At 72.2% G+C, this 17,235-nt stretch carries 12 protein-coding genes; 8 read left to right on the top strand and 4 right to left on the bottom strand.

What is annotated here, in order from left to right; all coding sequences use genetic code 11:
- Nucleotides 1–7 precede the first annotated feature (7 nt).
- Nucleotides 8–2,236 (top strand): bifunctional glycosyltransferase/CDP-glycerol:glycerophosphate glycerophosphotransferase, encoded by a 2,229-nt coding sequence (locus AQJ58_RS00155; protein ID WP_067243619.1) that lies wholly within the window; start codon nucleotides 8–10, stop codon nucleotides 2,234–2,236.
- Nucleotides 2,237–2,385: 149 nt separating this feature from the next.
- Nucleotides 2,386–3,939, top strand: a complete 1,554-nt coding sequence (locus AQJ58_RS00150; protein ID WP_067243617.1) for a hypothetical protein — start codon at nucleotides 2,386–2,388, stop codon at nucleotides 3,937–3,939.
- A 140-nt stretch (nucleotides 3,940–4,079) separates the two neighbouring features.
- Here AQJ58_RS00150 and AQJ58_RS00145 read toward each other — a convergent pair whose 3' ends face one another.
- Complete coding sequence (locus AQJ58_RS00145; protein WP_067243615.1) at nucleotides 4,080–4,493, bottom strand: organic hydroperoxide resistance protein; 414 nt, start codon at nucleotides 4,491–4,493, stop codon at nucleotides 4,080–4,082.
- Nucleotides 4,494–4,635: 142 nt separating this feature from the next.
- Here AQJ58_RS00145 and AQJ58_RS00140 point away from each other — a divergent pair, with 142 nt between their 5' ends.
- Nucleotides 4,636–5,157, top strand: a complete 522-nt coding sequence (locus AQJ58_RS00140) for a MarR family winged helix-turn-helix transcriptional regulator (protein WP_067243614.1) — start codon at nucleotides 4,636–4,638, stop codon at nucleotides 5,155–5,157.
- Here AQJ58_RS00140 and AQJ58_RS00135 read toward each other — a convergent pair.
- Nucleotides 5,081–6,175: a hypothetical protein gene (locus tag AQJ58_RS00135; RefSeq protein ID WP_067243612.1), complete on the bottom strand. Its 1,095-nt coding sequence runs from the start codon at nucleotides 6,173–6,175 to the stop codon at nucleotides 5,081–5,083. The genes AQJ58_RS00140 and AQJ58_RS00135 overlap by 77 nt on opposite strands.
- Nucleotides 6,176–6,251: 76 nt before the next feature.
- On the opposite strand from AQJ58_RS00135, the gene AQJ58_RS45600 reads away from it, so the two are divergent.
- The 3 genes from AQJ58_RS45600 to galE all read left to right on the top strand — a co-directional run bounded on the left by AQJ58_RS45600 (nucleotide 6,252) and on the right by galE (nucleotide 9,001).
- Entirely contained in the window at nucleotides 6,252–6,680 is a 429-nt protein-coding gene (locus tag AQJ58_RS45600; protein ID WP_067243610.1) for a hypothetical protein, read from the top strand.
- 32 nt (nucleotides 6,681–6,712) lie between these two features.
- Complete coding sequence (locus AQJ58_RS00125) at nucleotides 6,713–7,957, top strand: glycosyltransferase family 87 protein (RefSeq protein WP_067243609.1); 1,245 nt, start codon at nucleotides 6,713–6,715, stop codon at nucleotides 7,955–7,957.
- Nucleotides 7,958–8,020: 63 nt separating this feature from the next.
- Nucleotides 8,021–9,001: a UDP-glucose 4-epimerase GalE gene (gene galE, locus AQJ58_RS00120; RefSeq protein ID WP_067243607.1), complete on the top strand. Its 981-nt coding sequence runs from the start codon at nucleotides 8,021–8,023 to the stop codon at nucleotides 8,999–9,001.
- 86 nt (nucleotides 9,002–9,087) lie between these two features.
- Here galE and AQJ58_RS00115 read toward each other — a convergent pair whose 3' ends face one another.
- The gene (locus tag AQJ58_RS00115; RefSeq protein WP_199844499.1) at nucleotides 9,088–9,735 is read right to left on the bottom strand and encodes a TetR/AcrR family transcriptional regulator; all 648 of its coding nucleotides are present in this window, start codon (nucleotides 9,733–9,735) and stop codon (nucleotides 9,088–9,090) included.
- Nucleotides 9,736–9,916: 181 nt separating this feature from the next.
- On the opposite strand from AQJ58_RS00115, the gene AQJ58_RS00110 reads away from it, so the two are divergent.
- Both AQJ58_RS00110 and AQJ58_RS00105 read left to right on the top strand, forming a co-directional pair.
- Nucleotides 9,917–10,837: an ABC transporter permease gene (locus tag AQJ58_RS00110; RefSeq protein WP_067243606.1), complete on the top strand. Its 921-nt coding sequence runs from the start codon at nucleotides 9,917–9,919 to the stop codon at nucleotides 10,835–10,837.
- Complete coding sequence (locus AQJ58_RS00105) at nucleotides 10,830–11,708, top strand: ABC transporter ATP-binding protein (protein WP_067243604.1); 879 nt, start codon at nucleotides 10,830–10,832, stop codon at nucleotides 11,706–11,708. Before AQJ58_RS00110 ends, AQJ58_RS00105 begins: the two co-directional genes overlap by 8 nt.
- A gap of 72 nt (nucleotides 11,709–11,780) precedes the next feature.
- On the opposite strand, the gene AQJ58_RS00100 is transcribed toward AQJ58_RS00105, so the two are convergent.
- Complete coding sequence (locus AQJ58_RS00100) at nucleotides 11,781–16,733, bottom strand: NAD-glutamate dehydrogenase (RefSeq protein ID WP_067243603.1); 4,953 nt, start codon at nucleotides 16,731–16,733, stop codon at nucleotides 11,781–11,783.
- Nucleotides 16,734–17,235: the final 502 nt, after the last annotated feature.

Raw genomic sequence — 17,235 nt, 5'->3', positions numbered from 1 at the left:
CCCCGCAGTGCCCCGCTTCAGCGTCATCGTCCCCTGTTTCAAGGTGCAGGGCTTCCTGCGCGAGTGTCTCGACTCGCTTCTGTCGCAGTCGTACGCGGACTTCGAGGTGATCGCCGTCGACGACCGTTCGCCCGACGGCTGCGGCGCGATCCTCGACGAGTACGCGGCCCGCGACGAGCGGGTCCGGGTGCTGCACCTGCCGGAGAACGTGGGTCTCGGCCGCGCCCGCAACGCGGGTCTGCCGCACGCGGTGGGCGACTACCTGTTCTTCCTCGACAGCGACGACACCCTCACCCCGGGCGCCCTGGGCGCGATGGCGGACCGGCTCGCCGAGACCGCGGATCCGGACGTGCTGGTGTTCGACTACGCACGCACCTACTGGTGGGGCGGCACCCGCCGCAACGCCCTCGCGCACCTCCTCGCCGAGGCCGTGGACGGCACCTGCGCGCCGACCTTCACGGCCGCCGAGCGCCCCGAGATCCTCGACCTGCTGATGGTGGTCTGGAACAAGGTCTACCGGCGCGCGTTCGTCGAGGAGAACGGCTTCGCCTTCCCGCCCGGCTATTACGAGGACACGCCCTGGACGTTCCCGGTCATGCTCAGCGCGGAGCGGATCGCCGTGCTGGACCGGATCTGCCTGAACTACCGCCAGCGCCGCCAGGGCAACATCCTGTCCACCACCAGCCGCAAGCACTTCGACATCCACGACCAGTACGAGCGGGTCTTCGCCTTTGTCGACTCCCGCCCGGCGCTCGCGCTCTGGCGGCCGTATCTGCACCGCAAGATGGGCGAGCACTGCCTGGACATCCTGGCCAAGCCGGACCGGCTGCCGCCGTCCGACAAGAAGGAGTTCTTCCGCCGCACGGCCGAGATGTTCCGCTCCCGCCGGCCGGACGGCGCACCGGTGCCGGCCGGGCTGCGGGTGCTGGAGCACGGGTACGCGGCCTACCGGGCGCGGCGGCAGGCCGAGCGCGCCGGGCGGGAGCTGGCGCGGCGCGGGACGCTGGTACGCCGGGCGGCCGGGGCGCGCGGCCGGCGCGCGGTGGACGGGGTGCGCGCCCGCCGGCCGGTCGACCCGCAGCTGGTCGTGTACTCGGCGTTCTCGCACCGGGGGGTGCTGGGCGATCCGGGGGCGGTCTACCGCAAGGCGCTGGAGATCGCGCCGCAGTTGCGCGGGGTGTGGGTGGTGCGCGACGAGGAGACGGCCGCCGGGCTCCCGGCGGGCGTCGAGCACGTCCTGCTGGACTCGCCCGGCTACCGGCGGGTGACCGCGCGGGCGGGTTTCTTCGTCAACAACGTCAACTGGCCGGGCGCGCTGGTCAAGCGCCCCGGCAGCGTCCACGTCCACACCCACCAGGGCACCCCGCTGAAGTACATGGCCGCCGATCTGCTGCACCGGCCCGGGGCCCGCTACGGGGTGGACGTGCCGCAGATGCTGCGCCGCGCCGACCGCTGGGACCACAGCCTGGTCGCCAACCGGCACTCTGAGCTGGTGTGGGAGCGGGCCTACCCGTGCCACTTCGCCTCCGCCCGCACCGGCAGCCCGCGCAACGACGTGCTGGTCGGCGCGGACGCGGGTGCGGGCGCGGCGGCGCGGGCCCGGCTGGGTGTGCCGGCCGGGCACAGCGTGGTGCTGTACGCGCCGACGCGGCGGGAGTACGTCCGGGGCGGACACGTCGACCGGATCGACCTGGCCCGGTTCGCGGCGTGCCTGGGTGAGGGGCACACCCTCGTCGTACGGCTGCATCCGTCCCTGGCGACGGGGCACGCGCGCGGGATGGGCCTGGCGGAGCTGCACCGGCGCGGGGTGCTCGTCGACGCGACGGACGAGCCGCACGTGGAGGACGTGATGCTCGCCTCGGACGTGCTGGTGACCGACTACTCGGCCCTGATGTTCGACTACGCCAATCTGGACCGGCCGATCGTGGTGCACGCCGACGACTGGGAGGCGTACACGGCGAGCCGGGGCGCCTACTTCGACATCACCGCCGAGCCGCCGGGCCATGTCTCGCGCTCCTTCGACGAGCTGGCCGCCCTGCTGGCCTCCGGCAGCTGGCGGGACGAGGAGTCCGCCCGGCTGCGGGCCGCGTTCCGGGCGCGTTTCTGCGCGTACGACGACGGACACGCCGCCGAACGGGTCGTACGGCGTCTGCTGCTGGGCGAGGACTTCCCGGACGTCGGGACGGCACGGGTGCCCGCGCCGGGTGCGGCGCACGACCACCTGGCGTCGGCCTAGCGCCGGGCGGCCCGTGCGCGGGACGGACTCCGTTCGGGCTCACCCGGCGGGGTGACAGGGGGCGAGGCTGTTGACGCGGGCGGGAAGGTACGGCCAATGCCCCTCTTGCGCAACTCTGCCCCTGTCTGCCACCTTCCGGTCCGCGCCCGGTGAGCGCCGGTGTCCTGATCCGGCGTCCGGTGCGCGGTGCCGGGGCGCTGCGCCGTCGGCGGGTGTGGCGTCCGAGCCCGTACCAGGTCTTCGGTTTCGTGTTCTGGCTGGTGACGACGCTGGCGTTCTGGCGGGTGCCGCTGTGCTGCGACGCGGGGGTGCACGCGGCGGTCGTGGAGCGTCTGCGGGCCGATCTGCTGCACCCCCGGCACCCGATGGCCGATCTGCCGGGCGCGGGCAGCCCGTACTACTCGCCGTACGCGCTGGCCGAGGGCGTGTTCGCCCGGCTGACCGGGCTTGCGGGCTGGGCGGTGCTGAGGGTCGCCGGGCCGCTGAACCTGGTCGTGCTGCTGACCGGTCTCGGCCGGTTCGTCCGGGCGCTGACGCCCAGGCCGTGGGCGCCGGTGCTCGCGCTGGCGGCGATGACGCTGCTGTGGGGCACGGAACGCGCCTGGTGGAGCGGCTATCTGGGGCTGATGTCGATGACCGGCAACCTCGGCTATCCGTCCACCTTCGCGATCGGCCTGGCCTTCTGGGCGTGGGCGCTGACGGCGGCACGCGCGCGGGACGGCCGTCCGGTCCGCTACGTCGGTCCGGACGGGCTGCGCGGCTTCACCGGGTACGCGGGGGTCGGCGCGCTGTACGGGGCGATCCTGCTGGTGCATCCGATCACGGCGGTGGGGGCGGTGACGGGCTGCGTCGCGGTGGTCCTCGGCCTGCAGCGTCCGTGGCGGCCGGCGGTGGCGGCGCGCTGGGCGGTGACGGCCGCGACGGCGCTGCTGGTCGCCGCCGCCTGGCCGTACTTCGATGTGTTCGCGCTGGCCGGGGACGGCAGCGTCGACGGGATGCACCGGCGGCTCTACGACGACGTGGCCGGCCATTTCTGGCTGGCGCTGCTGGGCCTGCCGGCGCTGTGGGCGCGGGCGAGGCGCTCGGCGCGCGATCCGCTGGTGCTGATGTGCGCCCTGGACTGTGCGGTGGTGGCGTACGGGTTCGTCAGCGGCCACTACACCTACGGGCGGATCCTCGGCCTGACGCTGGTGCCGCCGCAGTTCGCGCTGGCGGTGGAGCTCGCGGCGCCGAGGCCGTGGGGGGCGTGGCGCAGGGCCCTGGGCGCGGTCACGGCCGTCGGGGCCTGTGTGGGGCTGCTGACCGTGCAGGCGGGGGCGGTCGTGCCGCGCGCGCTGGATCCGGTGGGCTTCGACCAGCCGCCGCGCTGGCCGGCGTACGACTGGGCGGCGCGGCACATCGGGCCCGGGGAGGTGGTGATCACCGACGGGTACTTCGCCGTGCACGCGATCGCCGGGTACGGGCCGAACCTCGCGGCGCCCCCCTGGCCGGACGCGGCGCTGGACGAGCGGGCGCGGCTGCGCCGGGCGGCGGACGTCCGGGCGTATCTCGCCCCCGGTTCGACGCGGGCCGGGCGGGCGGCGATCGTGCGCCGCTACCGGGTCCGCTGGCTGCTGCTGACGCGCTGGCACCGGGTGCCCGAGGAGGCGGTGGTGGTGGCGTGGAGCCGGCGGACCGGGGAGGTGCTGGCGCGGGTGGGGTGAGACGCGGGGGCGCCAGGGGCTGCACTGGACTGCTGCCGCGGGGCGCGGCCTGCGGGAAGAGGCCTCCCGAGGGGGTAGCCCGCTGTTCGGACCCCTCGGGAGGCCCCGGCCTGGTGGGGCCCCGGTGGCCCCGCCGGGGGTTACTCGACGACGAGGTCGACCTCGATGTTGCCGCGGGTGGCGTTGGAGTAGGGGCAGACCTGGTGGGCGGTCTCGACCAGCTTGCGGCCGGTCGCCTCGTCCAGGGTGTCCGGCAGCTCGACGCGCAGCGTGACCTTCAGAGCGAAGCCCTCGCCCTGCTTGCCTATGCCGACCTCGGCGGTCACGGCGGCGTCGGAGACGTCGACCTTCGCCTGACGGCCGACGAGGCCGAGGGCGCTGCCGAAGCAGGCCGCGTAACCGGCGGCGAAGAGCTGCTCCGGGTTGGTGCCCTGACCGTTGCCGCCGAGCTCCACCGGCATGGCGAGGGCGAGGTCGATCTTTCCGTCGTTGCTGACGGCGCGGCCCTCGCGGCCGTGGGTGGCGGTGGCGACTGCGGTGTAGAGCGCGTCCATGGATGAACCGTCCCTCTCGGATGGGTCTGTCGGGGGGTGGCCGGTCCGGCCGCTTCTCGCGTCCGGGCCGTTCACGGGGATAAGTAGAGCACACAATTCAGTTGTGCACAACTAAATGGCTCACCGGCGTTACCCTGGAGCCATGACCCCGACGTCGACCCCTCTCCCCGCCCCCGTCCCCTCGGAGAACTGGCTGCGCCTGGACCGCCAGATCTGCTTCTCCCTGCACGCGGCCTCGCGTGCCTTCAACGGCGTCTACCGCGTGATCCTCAAGGAACTGGGGCTGACCTATCCCCAGTACCTGGTGATGCTGGTGCTGTGGGAGCAGGGCGAGCTGCCCGTGAAGAAGCTCGGCGAACATCTGCGCCTGGACTCCGGCACGCTGTCCCCGCTGCTCAAACGGCTGGAGACGGCCGGTCTGGTGATCCGGGAGCGCAGCGCGCGCGACGAGCGCTCGGTGGAGATCCGGCTCACCGAGGAAGGTGCCGCGCTGCGCGAGCGGGCGCTGCAGGTGCCCCGGCGGATCGTCGCGGCGACCGGGTGCGAGCTGGAGGAGATCAGCGAGCTGCGGGAGCGCCTCGACCGGCTCACCGACGCCCTGGACTCGGCGGCCCTGGAGGAGGAGCCGGGCGGTCGGCGGAACCAGGGCACGGGCAGGGCGTAGGCAGGGAGCGCGCGGGACGGCGGGTGTAGAGGCGCAGGGTGACCCCGTCGCGGACGAACTCCCGTCGCGGTTCGCTCGGGACGAACTCCTCCGTCACGACGGTCAGCTTGACCCGCTCGACCGGATTGCGGGGGTACCACGGGGAGCGCAGCGCGTACGGCTCGGCCAGCACCCACAGCCGGTCCAGCGCGAGCAGCTCGCGGCGCAGTCCGGCGGCGTCCCGCTCACGGCCGTAGAGCGTGCCGGAGGCGGGGCCGGACGCCTGGAGCGCCACGTCCCGCACTCCCCGAAAGGTGTCGGGGTACGACACCTTCGCCCGCCGCCCGATGGACGGCAGGAACACCACGGCCTCGCCCGGCCGCACCTCGCGCGCGGCCAGCGCCGCGACGGCGGCGAGGGTGTCGGGGCGGCCGCGCAGGGTGCGGTCCTGGCGGTGCAGGGGCAGGTACTGGATGAACGCGAGGGCGACGGCCAGGGTTCCCGCGAGCGGGATCAGGGGCGACCTCGCCGCCTTCGCCCGCAGCACCCGGTCGGCCCCCGCCGCCACCAGCAGCGGCGCCCCCGCGAGGGCGTACAGCACATAGCGGTCGTCGTACACCGGGCGGAGCTGGGAGACGGCCAGCAGGGTCAGCGGGGGCACGACCGCCCACGGCAGGGCCACCGAGGCGAGGGTCAGCCGGCGGGGGCCCGGCAGGGCGGCGAGGGCGAGGAGCAGACCGGTCCAGAAGACGGGCCCGCCCGGCCCGAGGAACGCGTGCAGCAGCCGTAGCGCGCTGCCCGCGCCCGGCCGGGACAGCCACGCCACCTGGGCGGCCTGGGCCCGCGACACGAGGGCGAGCGGGGTCAGGACCAGCAGCGCGGCCCCGGCCGCCACGGCCCACCGCACCGCGTCCCGCCCCGCCACGCGCGCGTAGAGGAGCGTCACCCCGTGGGCGAGCACCAGCGGCACCGCCAGCTCGTGCAGCAGACAGGTCAGCGCGAGGACGACGCCGTACGGCCACCAGGAGCACCCCTGCACCCCCCGGACGAACAGCAGGGTCGGCCCCGGCCGCGCCGGCGCAGACGGCGGCGTAGGAGCGGCCCTCCTGCGCGTAGTGGCCCACGAGCGGGGTGACGGCGTACAGCAGACCCGCCCACAGGCCGACCCGCGGCCGGGCCAGGCGGACGCCGAGCGCCGCGACCAGGCCCGCCGTGAGGGCCGCCGCGCAGACGGACGGCAGGCGCAGGAGGGCCTCGCCGGGGCGCACGGCGAGGACGGGATGCAGGAGCAGGTAGTACAGGCCGTGCACGGCGTCCACCCGGTGCAGCAGCCGCCAGATCTGCGGCACCGAGCGCCGCGCCACCTGGAAGGTGACGGCCTCGTCACGCCACATGCCCCCGCGGTCCAGCCCCCACAGACCGAGCGCGAGCCCGGCCCCGACGGGCAGGAGCACCGCCGCACCGGCCCTGTTCCTGATGTGCACGGACCCCATTTTGTTGGATTTAGTACCGCTTCTTGGCTATTGACGGAGTATCTGAACTAAAGAGGCATTCGGGCGCCATACGATCCGCCGTCATGAGACGTCGTCACCTTCTCGTCGCCCTCGCCGCCACCTGGCTGGCCTCCCGCGCCCTGATGCTGTGGCTGCTCGCCCACGACTCCCTCGGAATCCTGGGCGGCCGGGTGGGCCGGGAGGTGTGGCACCTGTACCACCACTGGTACGGCGTCCTCGCGCACGGCGCCTTCCCCGCGCACGACACCCTGTGGCAGTACCCGCCGGGCGCCGGTCCCGTACTGCTGTCGCCGGGCGTACTGCCGTGGTGGACGTATTTCCAGGCGTTCGTCGCCCTCACCGTCCTCTCGGACGCCGTGGTCGCCTGCGCGCTCGCCCGCGCGGGCACCCGCCCCGGCCGCCGGCTGGCCGGGGCGGCCGTCTGGGTGGGCGGGCTGCCCCTCCTGGTCCGCGTCCCGTTCGCCCGCTACGACGTCCAGGTCACGGCGCTCGCGGTGCTCTCCCTGCTGGCGCTCGCCCGCTCCACGCGCGCGTGCGGGGCGCTGGCGGCCGTGGGGGCGCTGGTGAAGGTGTGGCCGGCGCTGGTACTGATCGGGGTGCGGCGCGGGCGGGACTCCCGGTCGGTGTGGTCGTCGGTGGCGCTGACCGGGGCCTCGCTGTTCCTGCTCCTGGTCTTCGCGTTCCGCAATCCGCTCGCCTTCGTGCGCCAGCAGGGCGGCCGGGGCGTTCAGATCGAGTCCCTGGGCGGAACCCTGCTCTCGCTGGCGACCCACGCGGGGTGGCCGGGCACGGTCCACTACCGGTACGGCGCGATGGAGTTCACCGGGCCGTACGTCTCCAGCGTGGCGCACGCCTCGCTCGCCCTGACCGCGGTCGCCTTCGGCCTGCTCGTGCTGTGGCGGGTCCGGGCCCGGCACTGGACCGACGCCGTGCCCTTCGACGCGGCGCTGAGCGCGGTCCTGCTGTTCACCGTGACCAGCCGGGTGATCAGCCCGCAGTACATGATCTGGCTGGTCGGCCTGGCCGCCGTCTGCCTCACCTCCCGGCACACCACCCAGCGCCCGGTGGTGGCACTGATCCTCGCGTCGACCGCCATCAGCTCCGTGATCTTCCCGGTCGAGTACGGCAAGGTCATCGAGTGCACCTGGACCGGCACCGGGCTGATGGTCCTGCGCAACGGCTTGCTGCTCGCGGCGGCCGTGCTGTCGTACGTCCGCCTGTGGCGCGCGACGACGACACGCGCCCCCGAGCGCGCCGGCAGTCGCCCCGAGGCCCTGCGGGAGAGCCGTACGCCTGCTTCACTGTGAGACGAACGGGCCGATCGCGGACGAATCGCCCCGCATCCGGCCATCCTGCTTGGGGGAATCCACATGACCTGGCTGATCACCGGCGGCGCCGGCTACATCGGGGCGCACGTCGTCCGGGCGATGACCGCGGCGGGCGAGCGGGCGGTGGTGTACGACGACCTGTCCACCGGTGTCGCCGCGCGCGTGCCGGCGGGGGTGCCGCTGGTGACGGGCTCGACGCTGGACGGGGAGCGGGTCGCCCGCGCCCTCGCCGAGCACACGGTCACCGGTGTCGTCCATCTCGCGGCGAAGAAGCAGGTCGGCGAGTCGGTGGAGCGGCCCCTGCACTACTACCGGGAGAACGTGGAGGGCCTCCGAGTCCTGCTGGAGGCGGTCACCGAGGCCGGTGTCGGGTCCTTCGTGTTCTCCTCCTCGGCCGCCGTCTACGGCATGCCGGACGTCGATCCCGTCACCGAGGACACCCCGTGCGCGCCGATGTCGCCGTACGGCGAGACGAAGCTGGCCGGCGAGTGGCTGGTCCGCGCGACCGGCCGGGCCACCGGCCTGTCCACGGCCTGCCTGCGCTACTTCAACGTGGCGGGCGCGGCCTCCCCCGACCTGGCCGACACCGGTGTCTTCAACCTCATCCCGATGATCTTCGAAAGGCTCTCGGAGGGCGCGCCGCCCCGCGTCTTCGGCGACGACTACCCCACCCCGGACGGCACCTGCGTCCGTGACTACATCCACGTGGCCGACCTCGCCGCCGCCCATGTGGCCGCCGCCCAGGCCCTGCGCACCTCCCCCGGCCACGACCTCACCCTGAACGTCGGCCGCGGCGAGGGCGTCTCGGTCCGGGAGATGATCGACCGGGTCGCCGCCGTCACCGGCCACCACCGGCCGCCCACGGTCACCCCCCGCCGCCCCGGCGACCCGGCCCGGGTGGTCGCCTGCGCCGACCGCATCGCCGCCGAGCTGGGCTGGAAGGCCGTGCACGACGTCCAGGACATGATCACCTCGGCCTGGGAGGGCTGGCTGCGGCTGCATCCGCAGGCGGCTCGGACGTAGCCGTGGCGCGGGCGACCGCACCGGGCGTTCGGGCCGACCCCCCTCGACCCCGGTCGGCTCCCGTCACGGTGCCCGAAGTGCCCCGGTCACAGCGCCTTGATCGCCGCCGCGGTCGCGCGCGCCAGCGCGGCCAGATAGCCCTTGGGCAGCTTCGGGCTGCGGATCACCACCGAACGCCAGTACAACGGACCGGAGATCAGGTCGAGCGCCAGTTCGTCGTCGAGACCCATCCGGACCTCACCGCGCTGCTCCGCCGCCGCGACGATCTTCAGCGCGACCCCCTCCTGACCCTCGCGCAGCGTCTTCTGAAGCGCCTCGGCGATCTCCGGGTTGCGGGCCGCCTCGGCCTGGAGGTCCGGGATGATCTGCGAGGCCGCGGGGTGCCGCAGCGCCCGGGAGGTCACCTCGTACAGCATCCGCAGATCGCCCTCCAGGCTGCCCGTCTCCGGGACCGGCAGGCCCTGTACGGCGAGCGCCGAGACGAGATCGAGGACCAGATGCAGCTTGGAGCGCCAGCGCCGGTAGACCGCGGTCTTGCCCACGCCGGCGCGCCGGGCGATGCCCTCGATGGACATCCGCGCGTAGCCGACGGTGGCGAGCTCCTCGAACACGGCAGCCCGGATGGCCTCCGTCACATCCTCGCGAAGCACGGCCGCGCCCGCCGGAGCCCGGCGGCGCGGCTTCGCCTGCGGTTCGTCGGCGTTCGTCGCGTTCGTCGTCATGCCTTCCAGCATAGGGCGTCACGACGAAACGGTTGCGTTCCGACGTCGATTGGGCCTACTCTCACGATGCGACGATACGGTCCCGTTCCGACGTAAGAAAACGTCAAGAGAAGCGTAAGAGAACGCCCGACGACGGCCACGTGCAGCCGGAACGGCCGCACACACCCCCACCCCCCGAGTGAAAGCAGCGGATGTGAGCCAGGTACTCCACACACCGCCCAGGACACAGGCCGGACCCCCCTCCGACGACCTGGCGGCCCTCGCCGCCCGTCACGGCCTCACGGTCAGCGGTGCCCGCCCCTCCCTGCCCCAGTACATCCGTCAGCTGTGGGCGCGTCGCCACTTCATCACCGCGTTCGCCACCGCCAAGCTGACCGCGCAGTACAGCCAGGCGAAGCTGGGCCAGATCTGGCAGGTGATGACCCCCCTGCTGAACGCGGCGGTCTACTACTTCATCTTCGGCGTGCTGCTGCAGACCAAGAAGGGCGTCCCGGACTACATCCCCTTCCTGGTCACGGGCGTGTTCGTGTGGACGTTCACCCAGAGCTCGATCATGTCGGGCACCCGGGCCATCTCCGGCAACATCGGCCTGGTGCGGGCCCTGCACTTCCCGCGGGCCGCACTGCCGATCTCGTACTGCCTCCAGCAGCTCCAGCAGCTGCTGTTCTCGATGGCCGCGCTGGTGGTCATCCTGCTCGCCGTCGGCGTGCCGCCGGCCGTCTCGTGGGTCCTCGCCGTTCCGGCCCTGCTGCTGCAGTTCACCTTCAACGCCGGTGTGTCGATGATCCTCGCCCGGGTGGGCGCGAAGACCCCCGACATCGCCCAGCTGATGCCGTTCGTGCTGCGCACCTGGATGTACATCTCCGGCGTGATGTGGAGCATCGACAACCTGCTCAGCAAGCACAGCGACTGGCCGGCCTGGGCCACGGACCTGCTGCGCGCCAACCCGGCCGCCGTCTACATCGACCTGATGCGCTTCGCGCTGATCGACACCTTCCACGCGAGCCAGCTGCCGCCGCACGTGTGGGTCTGGGCGACCGGCTGGGCCCTGCTCGCCGGCGTCGGCGGCTTCATCTACTTCTGGAAGGCTGAGGAGACGTACGGCCGTGGCTGAGAACTCACCGCACACCGAGCAGCACACCGCCGAGCGGACCCCCACCGTCATCGCGGACGGCGTCGACATCGTCTACCGGGTCAACGGCACGGGTGCCGGCCGGGGCTCCGCCACCGTCGCCCTCAACCGCATCCTGCGCCGCAAGAAGGCCGAGCAGGCGGCGGGCGTCCGCCGGATCCACGCGGTCAAGAACGTCTCGTTCGTCGCCTACAAGGGCGAGGCCATCGGACTGATCGGCACCAACGGCTCCGGCAAGTCGACGCTGCTCAAGGCGGTCGCGGGCCTGCTGCCGGTGGAGAACGGCCGTATCTACACCCACGGCCAGCCCTCCCTCCTCGGGGTGAACGCGGCCCTGATGGGCGACCTGACCGGCGAACGCAACGTCTACCTGGGCGGCCTCGCCATGGGCATGCCCCGCGAAGTCATCAAGGAGCGCTATCAGCAGATCGTCGACTTCTCCGGCATCAACGAGAAGGGCGACTTCATCACCCTGCCGATGCGCACCTACTCCTCCGGCATGGGGGCCCGGCTGCGCTTCTCCATCGCCGCCGCCAAGGACCACGACGTCCTCCTCATCGACGAGGCGCTGTCCACCGGTGACGCGAAGTTCCAGCGGCGCTCGGCCGACCGCATCCGCGAGATGCGCGAGCACGCCGGCACCGTCTTCCTCGTCAGCCACAGCAACAGCTCGATCCGCGACACCTGCGAACGCGTGCTGTGGCTGGAGCGCGGCGAGCTGCGGATGGACGGGCCCACGGAGGAGGTCATGAGCGCCTACGAGGAGTTCAGCGGCGACCAGCAGGGCAAGAAGAAGGCCGCCGCGAAGAACCGGGCGGCGAAGCCCGCTCCGGAACCGACGCCGACGAACTGAGCCGCATCCACCCCACGGTAAGGGGCGCCTCCCCCCACGGGGAGGCGCCCCTTACCGCATCACTGCGTCGCCTTACGAGTGCGTCCGCAGCAGCGTCCGCATCGTCCGCATCGCCACCGACAGGTTCGCCAGGTCGAACGTCTCCGAGCTCTGGATCTCCTCCAGGGTCGTCCGCGCCCGGCCCAGGATCGCCGCGTTCTTCTCCTCCCACGCCTTGAAGCGCTGCTCGGGCGTCGAGGTGCCGTTGCCGACGGCCAGGACGTCCGCGGTCAGCGCCGCGTGCGCCGCGTAGAGGTCCTCACGGATGGAGGCACGGGCCATGGACTGCCAGCGGTCGGCCCGCGGCAGCTCGATGATCCGGTCCATCAGCTGGGTGATGTGCAGCCGGTCCGCGAGGTCGTAGTAGACCTCGGCGACGTCCAGCGGGTCCTTGCCCATCCGGTCGGCCACCGACACGATGTCCAGCGCCGGGAAGGCGGAGGAGAACCCGGCCACCCGCGCGGCCAGCGAGTCCGGCACACCCGCGCCGCTCAGCTCGTCGTAGATCTTCTGCCACCACTCCAGATCCGCGCCGCGCAGCAGCTTGGTCAGCTGCGACCACACCTGCTCGACCCGCTCGGCGAAGAAGTCGACCGTCTCGGCCAGCTGCAGCGGCTGCGGCCGGTTGTTCAGCAGCCAGCGCGTACCGCGCTCGACGAGCCGGCGCGAGTGCAGCCGGATCCGGGTCTGCACGGCCGCCTCGACCGTGTTGTCCAGCTCCTCCACCGCGTCCCACACCGGCGCCGACCGGAAGATCGCCCGCGCCACGGTCTGCGCCCGCACGATCTCCTCCAGCGAGGCCCCGGTCTCCTCCCGCAGCCGGTGCAGATACGTCGTACCGCCCGTGTTGACCGTGTCGTTGACCAGCACGGTCGTGGTGATCTCCCGGCGCAGCGGGTGGCTGTCGATGTGCTCCGGGAACCGCTCGCGCAGCGCGGTCGGGAAGTACGCGTCCAGCAGACCGCGCAGATAGGGGTCGTCCGGCAGGGAGGTCTGGAGCAGCTCGTCCGAGACGGTGATCTTCGTGTACGCCAGCAGGACGGCCGTCTCCGGGCCGGTCAGGCCCTGGCCGGAGCCGAGACGCTCCCGGATCTGCCGGTCGCTCGGCAGGAACTCCAGCGCCCGGTCGAGGTGCCCCTCGCGCACCAGGTGGCGCAGGAAGCGCTGCTGGGCGTGGAGCATGTCCTTGGACTGGGCGAGGGCGTTGGCGATCGCCGTGTTCTGCGCGTAGTTGTTGCGCAGGACCAGCCCGCCGACCTCGTCGGTCATCTCGGCGAGCAGCTTGTTGCGCTGCTTGACCGTCATGTCGCCGTCCGTGACCAGCCCGTTCAGCAGGATCTTGATGTTCACCTCGTGGTCGGAGGTGTCCACGCCCGCGCTGTTGTCGATGGCGTCGGTGTTGATCCGGCCGCCCTGGCGGGCGAACTCGATCCGGCCGAGCTGGGTCAGGCCCAGGTTGCCGCCCTCACCGACGACCTTGACCCGCAGGTCCTGGCCGTCGACCCGGATCGGGTCGTTGGCCTTGTCGCCGACGTCGGCGTTCGACTCGGTGCTCGCCTTGACGTACGTGCCGATGCCGCCGTTCCACAGCAGGTCCACCGGCGCGGACAGGATCGCCTTCATCAGGTCGGCCGGGGTCACCTTGGTGACGCCCGCCTCGATGCCGAGGGCCTGCCGGATGTGCGCGTTGACGGGGATCGCCTTCGCCGTACGGGGGAAGACACCGCCGCCGGCGGAGATCAGATCGGCGTTGTAGTCGGCCCAGGAGCTGCGCGGCAGCTCGAACAGCCGGCGGCGCTCGGCGTAGGAGGCCGCGGCGTCCGGGGTGGGGTCGATGAAGATGTGCCGGTGGTCGAAGGCGGCCACCAGACGGATGTGCTCGGACAGCAGCATGCCGTTGCCGAACACGTCACCGGACATGTCACCGATGCCGACGACCGTGAAGTCCTCCACCTGGGTGTCGACGCCCAGCTCGCGGAAGTGCCGCTTGACGGACTCCCAGGCGCCGCGGGCGGTGATGCCCATCGCCTTGTGGTCGTAGCCGGCCGAGCCGCCGGAGGCGAAGGCGTCCCCGAGCCAGAAGCCGTACGCTCCGGCGACGTCGTTGGCGATGTCGGAGAACGTCGCCGTGCCCTTGTCGGCCGCGACCACCAGGTACGTGTCGTCCTCGTCGTGCCGCACGACGTCGGACGGCGGCACGACCTCACCGGCGACCATGTTGTCCGTGATGTCGAGGAGCGCCGAGATGAACGTGCGGTAGCTGGCGATGCCCTCGGCGAGCCACGCGTCGCGGTCCACGGCCGGGTCGGGCAGCTGCTTGGCGACGAAGCCGCCCTTGGCGCCCACCGGCACGATGACGGTGTTCTTCACCATCTGCGCCTTGACCAGGCCGAGGATCTCCGTGCGGAAGTCCTCCCTGCGGTCCGACCAGCGCAGACCGCCGCGCGCCACCTTCCCGAACCTGAGGTGCACACCCTCCACCCGCGGCGAGTACACCCAGATCTCGAACGCCGGCCGCGGCGCCGGGAGGTCCGGGATGGCCTGCGGGTCGAACTTCATCGACACGTACGCGTGCGGCGTGCCGTCCGCGCTGCTCTGGAAGAAGTTGGTGCGCAGGGTCGCCTTGATGACGGTGAGGAAGGACCTCAGGATCCGGTCCTCGTCGAGGGAGGCCACCTGGTCGAGCGCGGCGTCGAGCTCCTCGAGGAGCGCGTCGACGATCTCCAGCCCGGCCCGCTGCCGCCCCGGCGACATCCGCGCCTCGAACAGGGAGACGAGCAGCCGGGTGGTGTGGACGTTCGTACGGAGGGTGTCCTCCATGTAGTCCTGGCTGAACGTGGACCCCGCCTGCCGCAGGTACTTGGCGTAGGCGCGCAGCACCATCGCCTGGCGCCAGCTCAGCCCGGCGCCCAGCACCAGCGCGTTGAACCCGTCGTTCTCCGCACGGCCGGTCCAGGTCGCCGCGAACGCCTCCTGGAACCGCTCGCGCCCGTCGTCGCCGAGCAGATCGGTGCTGCCGCCGCCCAGCGCCTTGGGGATGCGCAGCCCGAAGTCGTAGATCCACGCCACCGACCGGTCCGAGCAGCGCAGTTCGTACGGCCGCTCGTCGATGACCTCGACACCGAGCCGGTTCAGCACCGGGAGCACCGCCGACAGGGAGATCGCGTCGCCCTTGCGGTAGATCTTGAAGCGGCGCTCGTCGGGCGCGGCGCCGACCGGCTCGTACAGGCTGAGCGAGAAATTCTGCTCCTCGGTGAGCCGTTCGAGGTGGACGAGGTCGGCGACCGCGGCGCGCGGGGTGTGGTCGGCCTTGTAGCCCTCGGTGAAGGCGTTGTTGTAGCGGCGCAGCAGCTCGGCGGCCCGCTCCTCGCCGAGCTCCGCGGTGAGCGCCTCGGCGAACGCGTCCGCCCAGGACCGGGCGGCCTCGACGAGACGCGCCTCGATGCGGTCCTTGTCGGACTCCGACAGCTCCGGCAGCTCGGTGCCCGGCGCGACCCGGACGACGAAGTGCAGCCGGGACAGGATCGACTCGGTGTTCCAGGCGGTGAAGTCGACGCTGGTCCCGGCGAGCTCCTCCTTCAGGATGTCGATGATCCGCAGCCGTACCCCGGTGGTGTAGCGGTCGCGGGGCAGGTAGACGAGCGCCGAGTAGTAGCGCCCGTACTCGTCCTGGCGCAGGTAGAGCCGCAGCCGGCGGCGCTCCTGGAGGTACAGCACCGAGGTGACGATGGAGCGCAGCTCGTCGACCGGCGTCTGGAACAGCTCGTCGCGCGGATACGTCTCCATGATCTGGAGCAGGTCGCGCCCGTCGTGGCTGTTGGGCGAGAACCCGGCGCCGGTCAGGACCGCGTCGACCTTGCGGCGCACGACGGGGACCCGCAGCACGGACTCGGTGTAGGCGGCGGAGGAGAACAGTCCGAGGAAGCGGCGCTCGCCGACGACATTGCCCTCGGCGTCGAACTTCTTCACCCCGACGTAGTCGAGGTACGACGGCCGGTGCACGGTGGCCCGGCTGTTGGCCTTGGTCAGCACGAGCAGCTTGTGCTCGCGGGCCTTCGCGCGGGCGTCGGCCGGCAGCCGCTCGAACGACGGGCTGACCGGGTGCGCGTCCTCACCGGCGTGCTGCGGATCGGCGCGCAGGATGCCGAGCCCGGTGCCGGGCACGGCCGCGAGGGAGTCGTCCCCGCGCAGCTGGTACTCGCGGTAGCCGAGGAAGGTGAAGTGGTCGGCGGCGAGCCAGCGCAGCAGCTCACGCGCCTCCTCGACGTCGGCGGGGGACAGATCGCCGGGCGTGTGCTCGTCGGTGAGACCGTCGGCGATCCGCAGCGCCGAGTCCCGCATCTTCTCCCAGTCCTCGACGGCCTCCCGGACGTCGGAGAGCACCCGCAGCAGATCGGCGGTGACCTGCTTGAGGTCGGCGCGGTCGGTCTCGCGGTCCATCTCGACGTGGATCCACGACTCGACGTGCGCGTCGTGCGGGAGCACACCGGCGTGCCCGCCGCCCATCACCTCGATGAGCCTGCCGGTCACATCGCGCCGCACCACGACCTGCGGATGCACGACGAGGTGGATGCCGCGTCCCTGCCGGGTCAGCTCGTTGGTGACGGAGTCGACGAGGAAGGGCATGTCGTCGGTGACGACCTCGACGACGGAGTGGCTGCAGGTCCAGCCGTTCTCCTCGACCGTCGGGGTGTGGACCCGGACGTTGGCGGTTCCCTGCGGCCGGTTCTCGGCGAGCCGGTAGTGGGAGAGGGCGGCTCCGAAGACGTCGACCGGGTCGCGGTCCTTGAGGTCCTCCGGGGCGGTGTGCAGGTAGTAGCGCTGGAGGAACGCGAGCAGGGCGTCGTGGTCCGGGGTGCCCGGAGCTCCTGGCGTGCCCTCGCTCGTCGTCCCAGTCGGTAGGTACCCCCCGACCGGGCTGTTCTCAGCGACCCGCGCCGCCCTCTCGAGCAGCTCGGCCTTGGCTTCGTCCAGCTTGGTCTGCATTGTCCTCTGACTCCTGTCGCGCGCCGTTGCGTGACGTAGAAGGAAGTACGGTCTCCCCCCTTGCGGCTCGCCGCCACGGCCCGGGGTCTCCGGTCTGCTCCGACGCTATGCCGCAAGATGAGATGAGCGGGGGGTTATCGGCCATTCTCGACACCACCGCGAGGTGTGACGCTGCTCTCCGCGTCGCGCCTTCCGCGTGTGGGTACGGCGTCCCGGGGCCCCATACGCCCCTGTCCCGCCCGCAAGAACCAGCGTCCGCCGCCCGGCCGCGGAGATGGTCCGCACATGCCGGGCGCAGGGCAGGGGCAACAGAACCCCCGCGAACTATCGCGCTGATCACGCCACTAAGGCTATCGCTCCTCACCGGGGACCCGTCATGAGCCGTATGTGTACAAAACCAGGGGCAGAACTTTGACGTTCTGCACAGGGGCCGGGCCTGCACAGGGGCCGGGCGGGAAACCGGCCACCTCGGGCGGACCGGAGAGGTCGACGCCGGTGCGGC

The organism is Streptomyces sp. DSM 15324 (genome assembly GCF_001514285.1).
Lineage (GTDB): Bacteria > Actinomycetota > Actinomycetes > Streptomycetales > Streptomycetaceae > Streptomyces.
The sequence above is the reverse complement of the archived record's forward strand: the minus strand, read 5'-3'. Positions and strand labels throughout refer to the sequence as shown.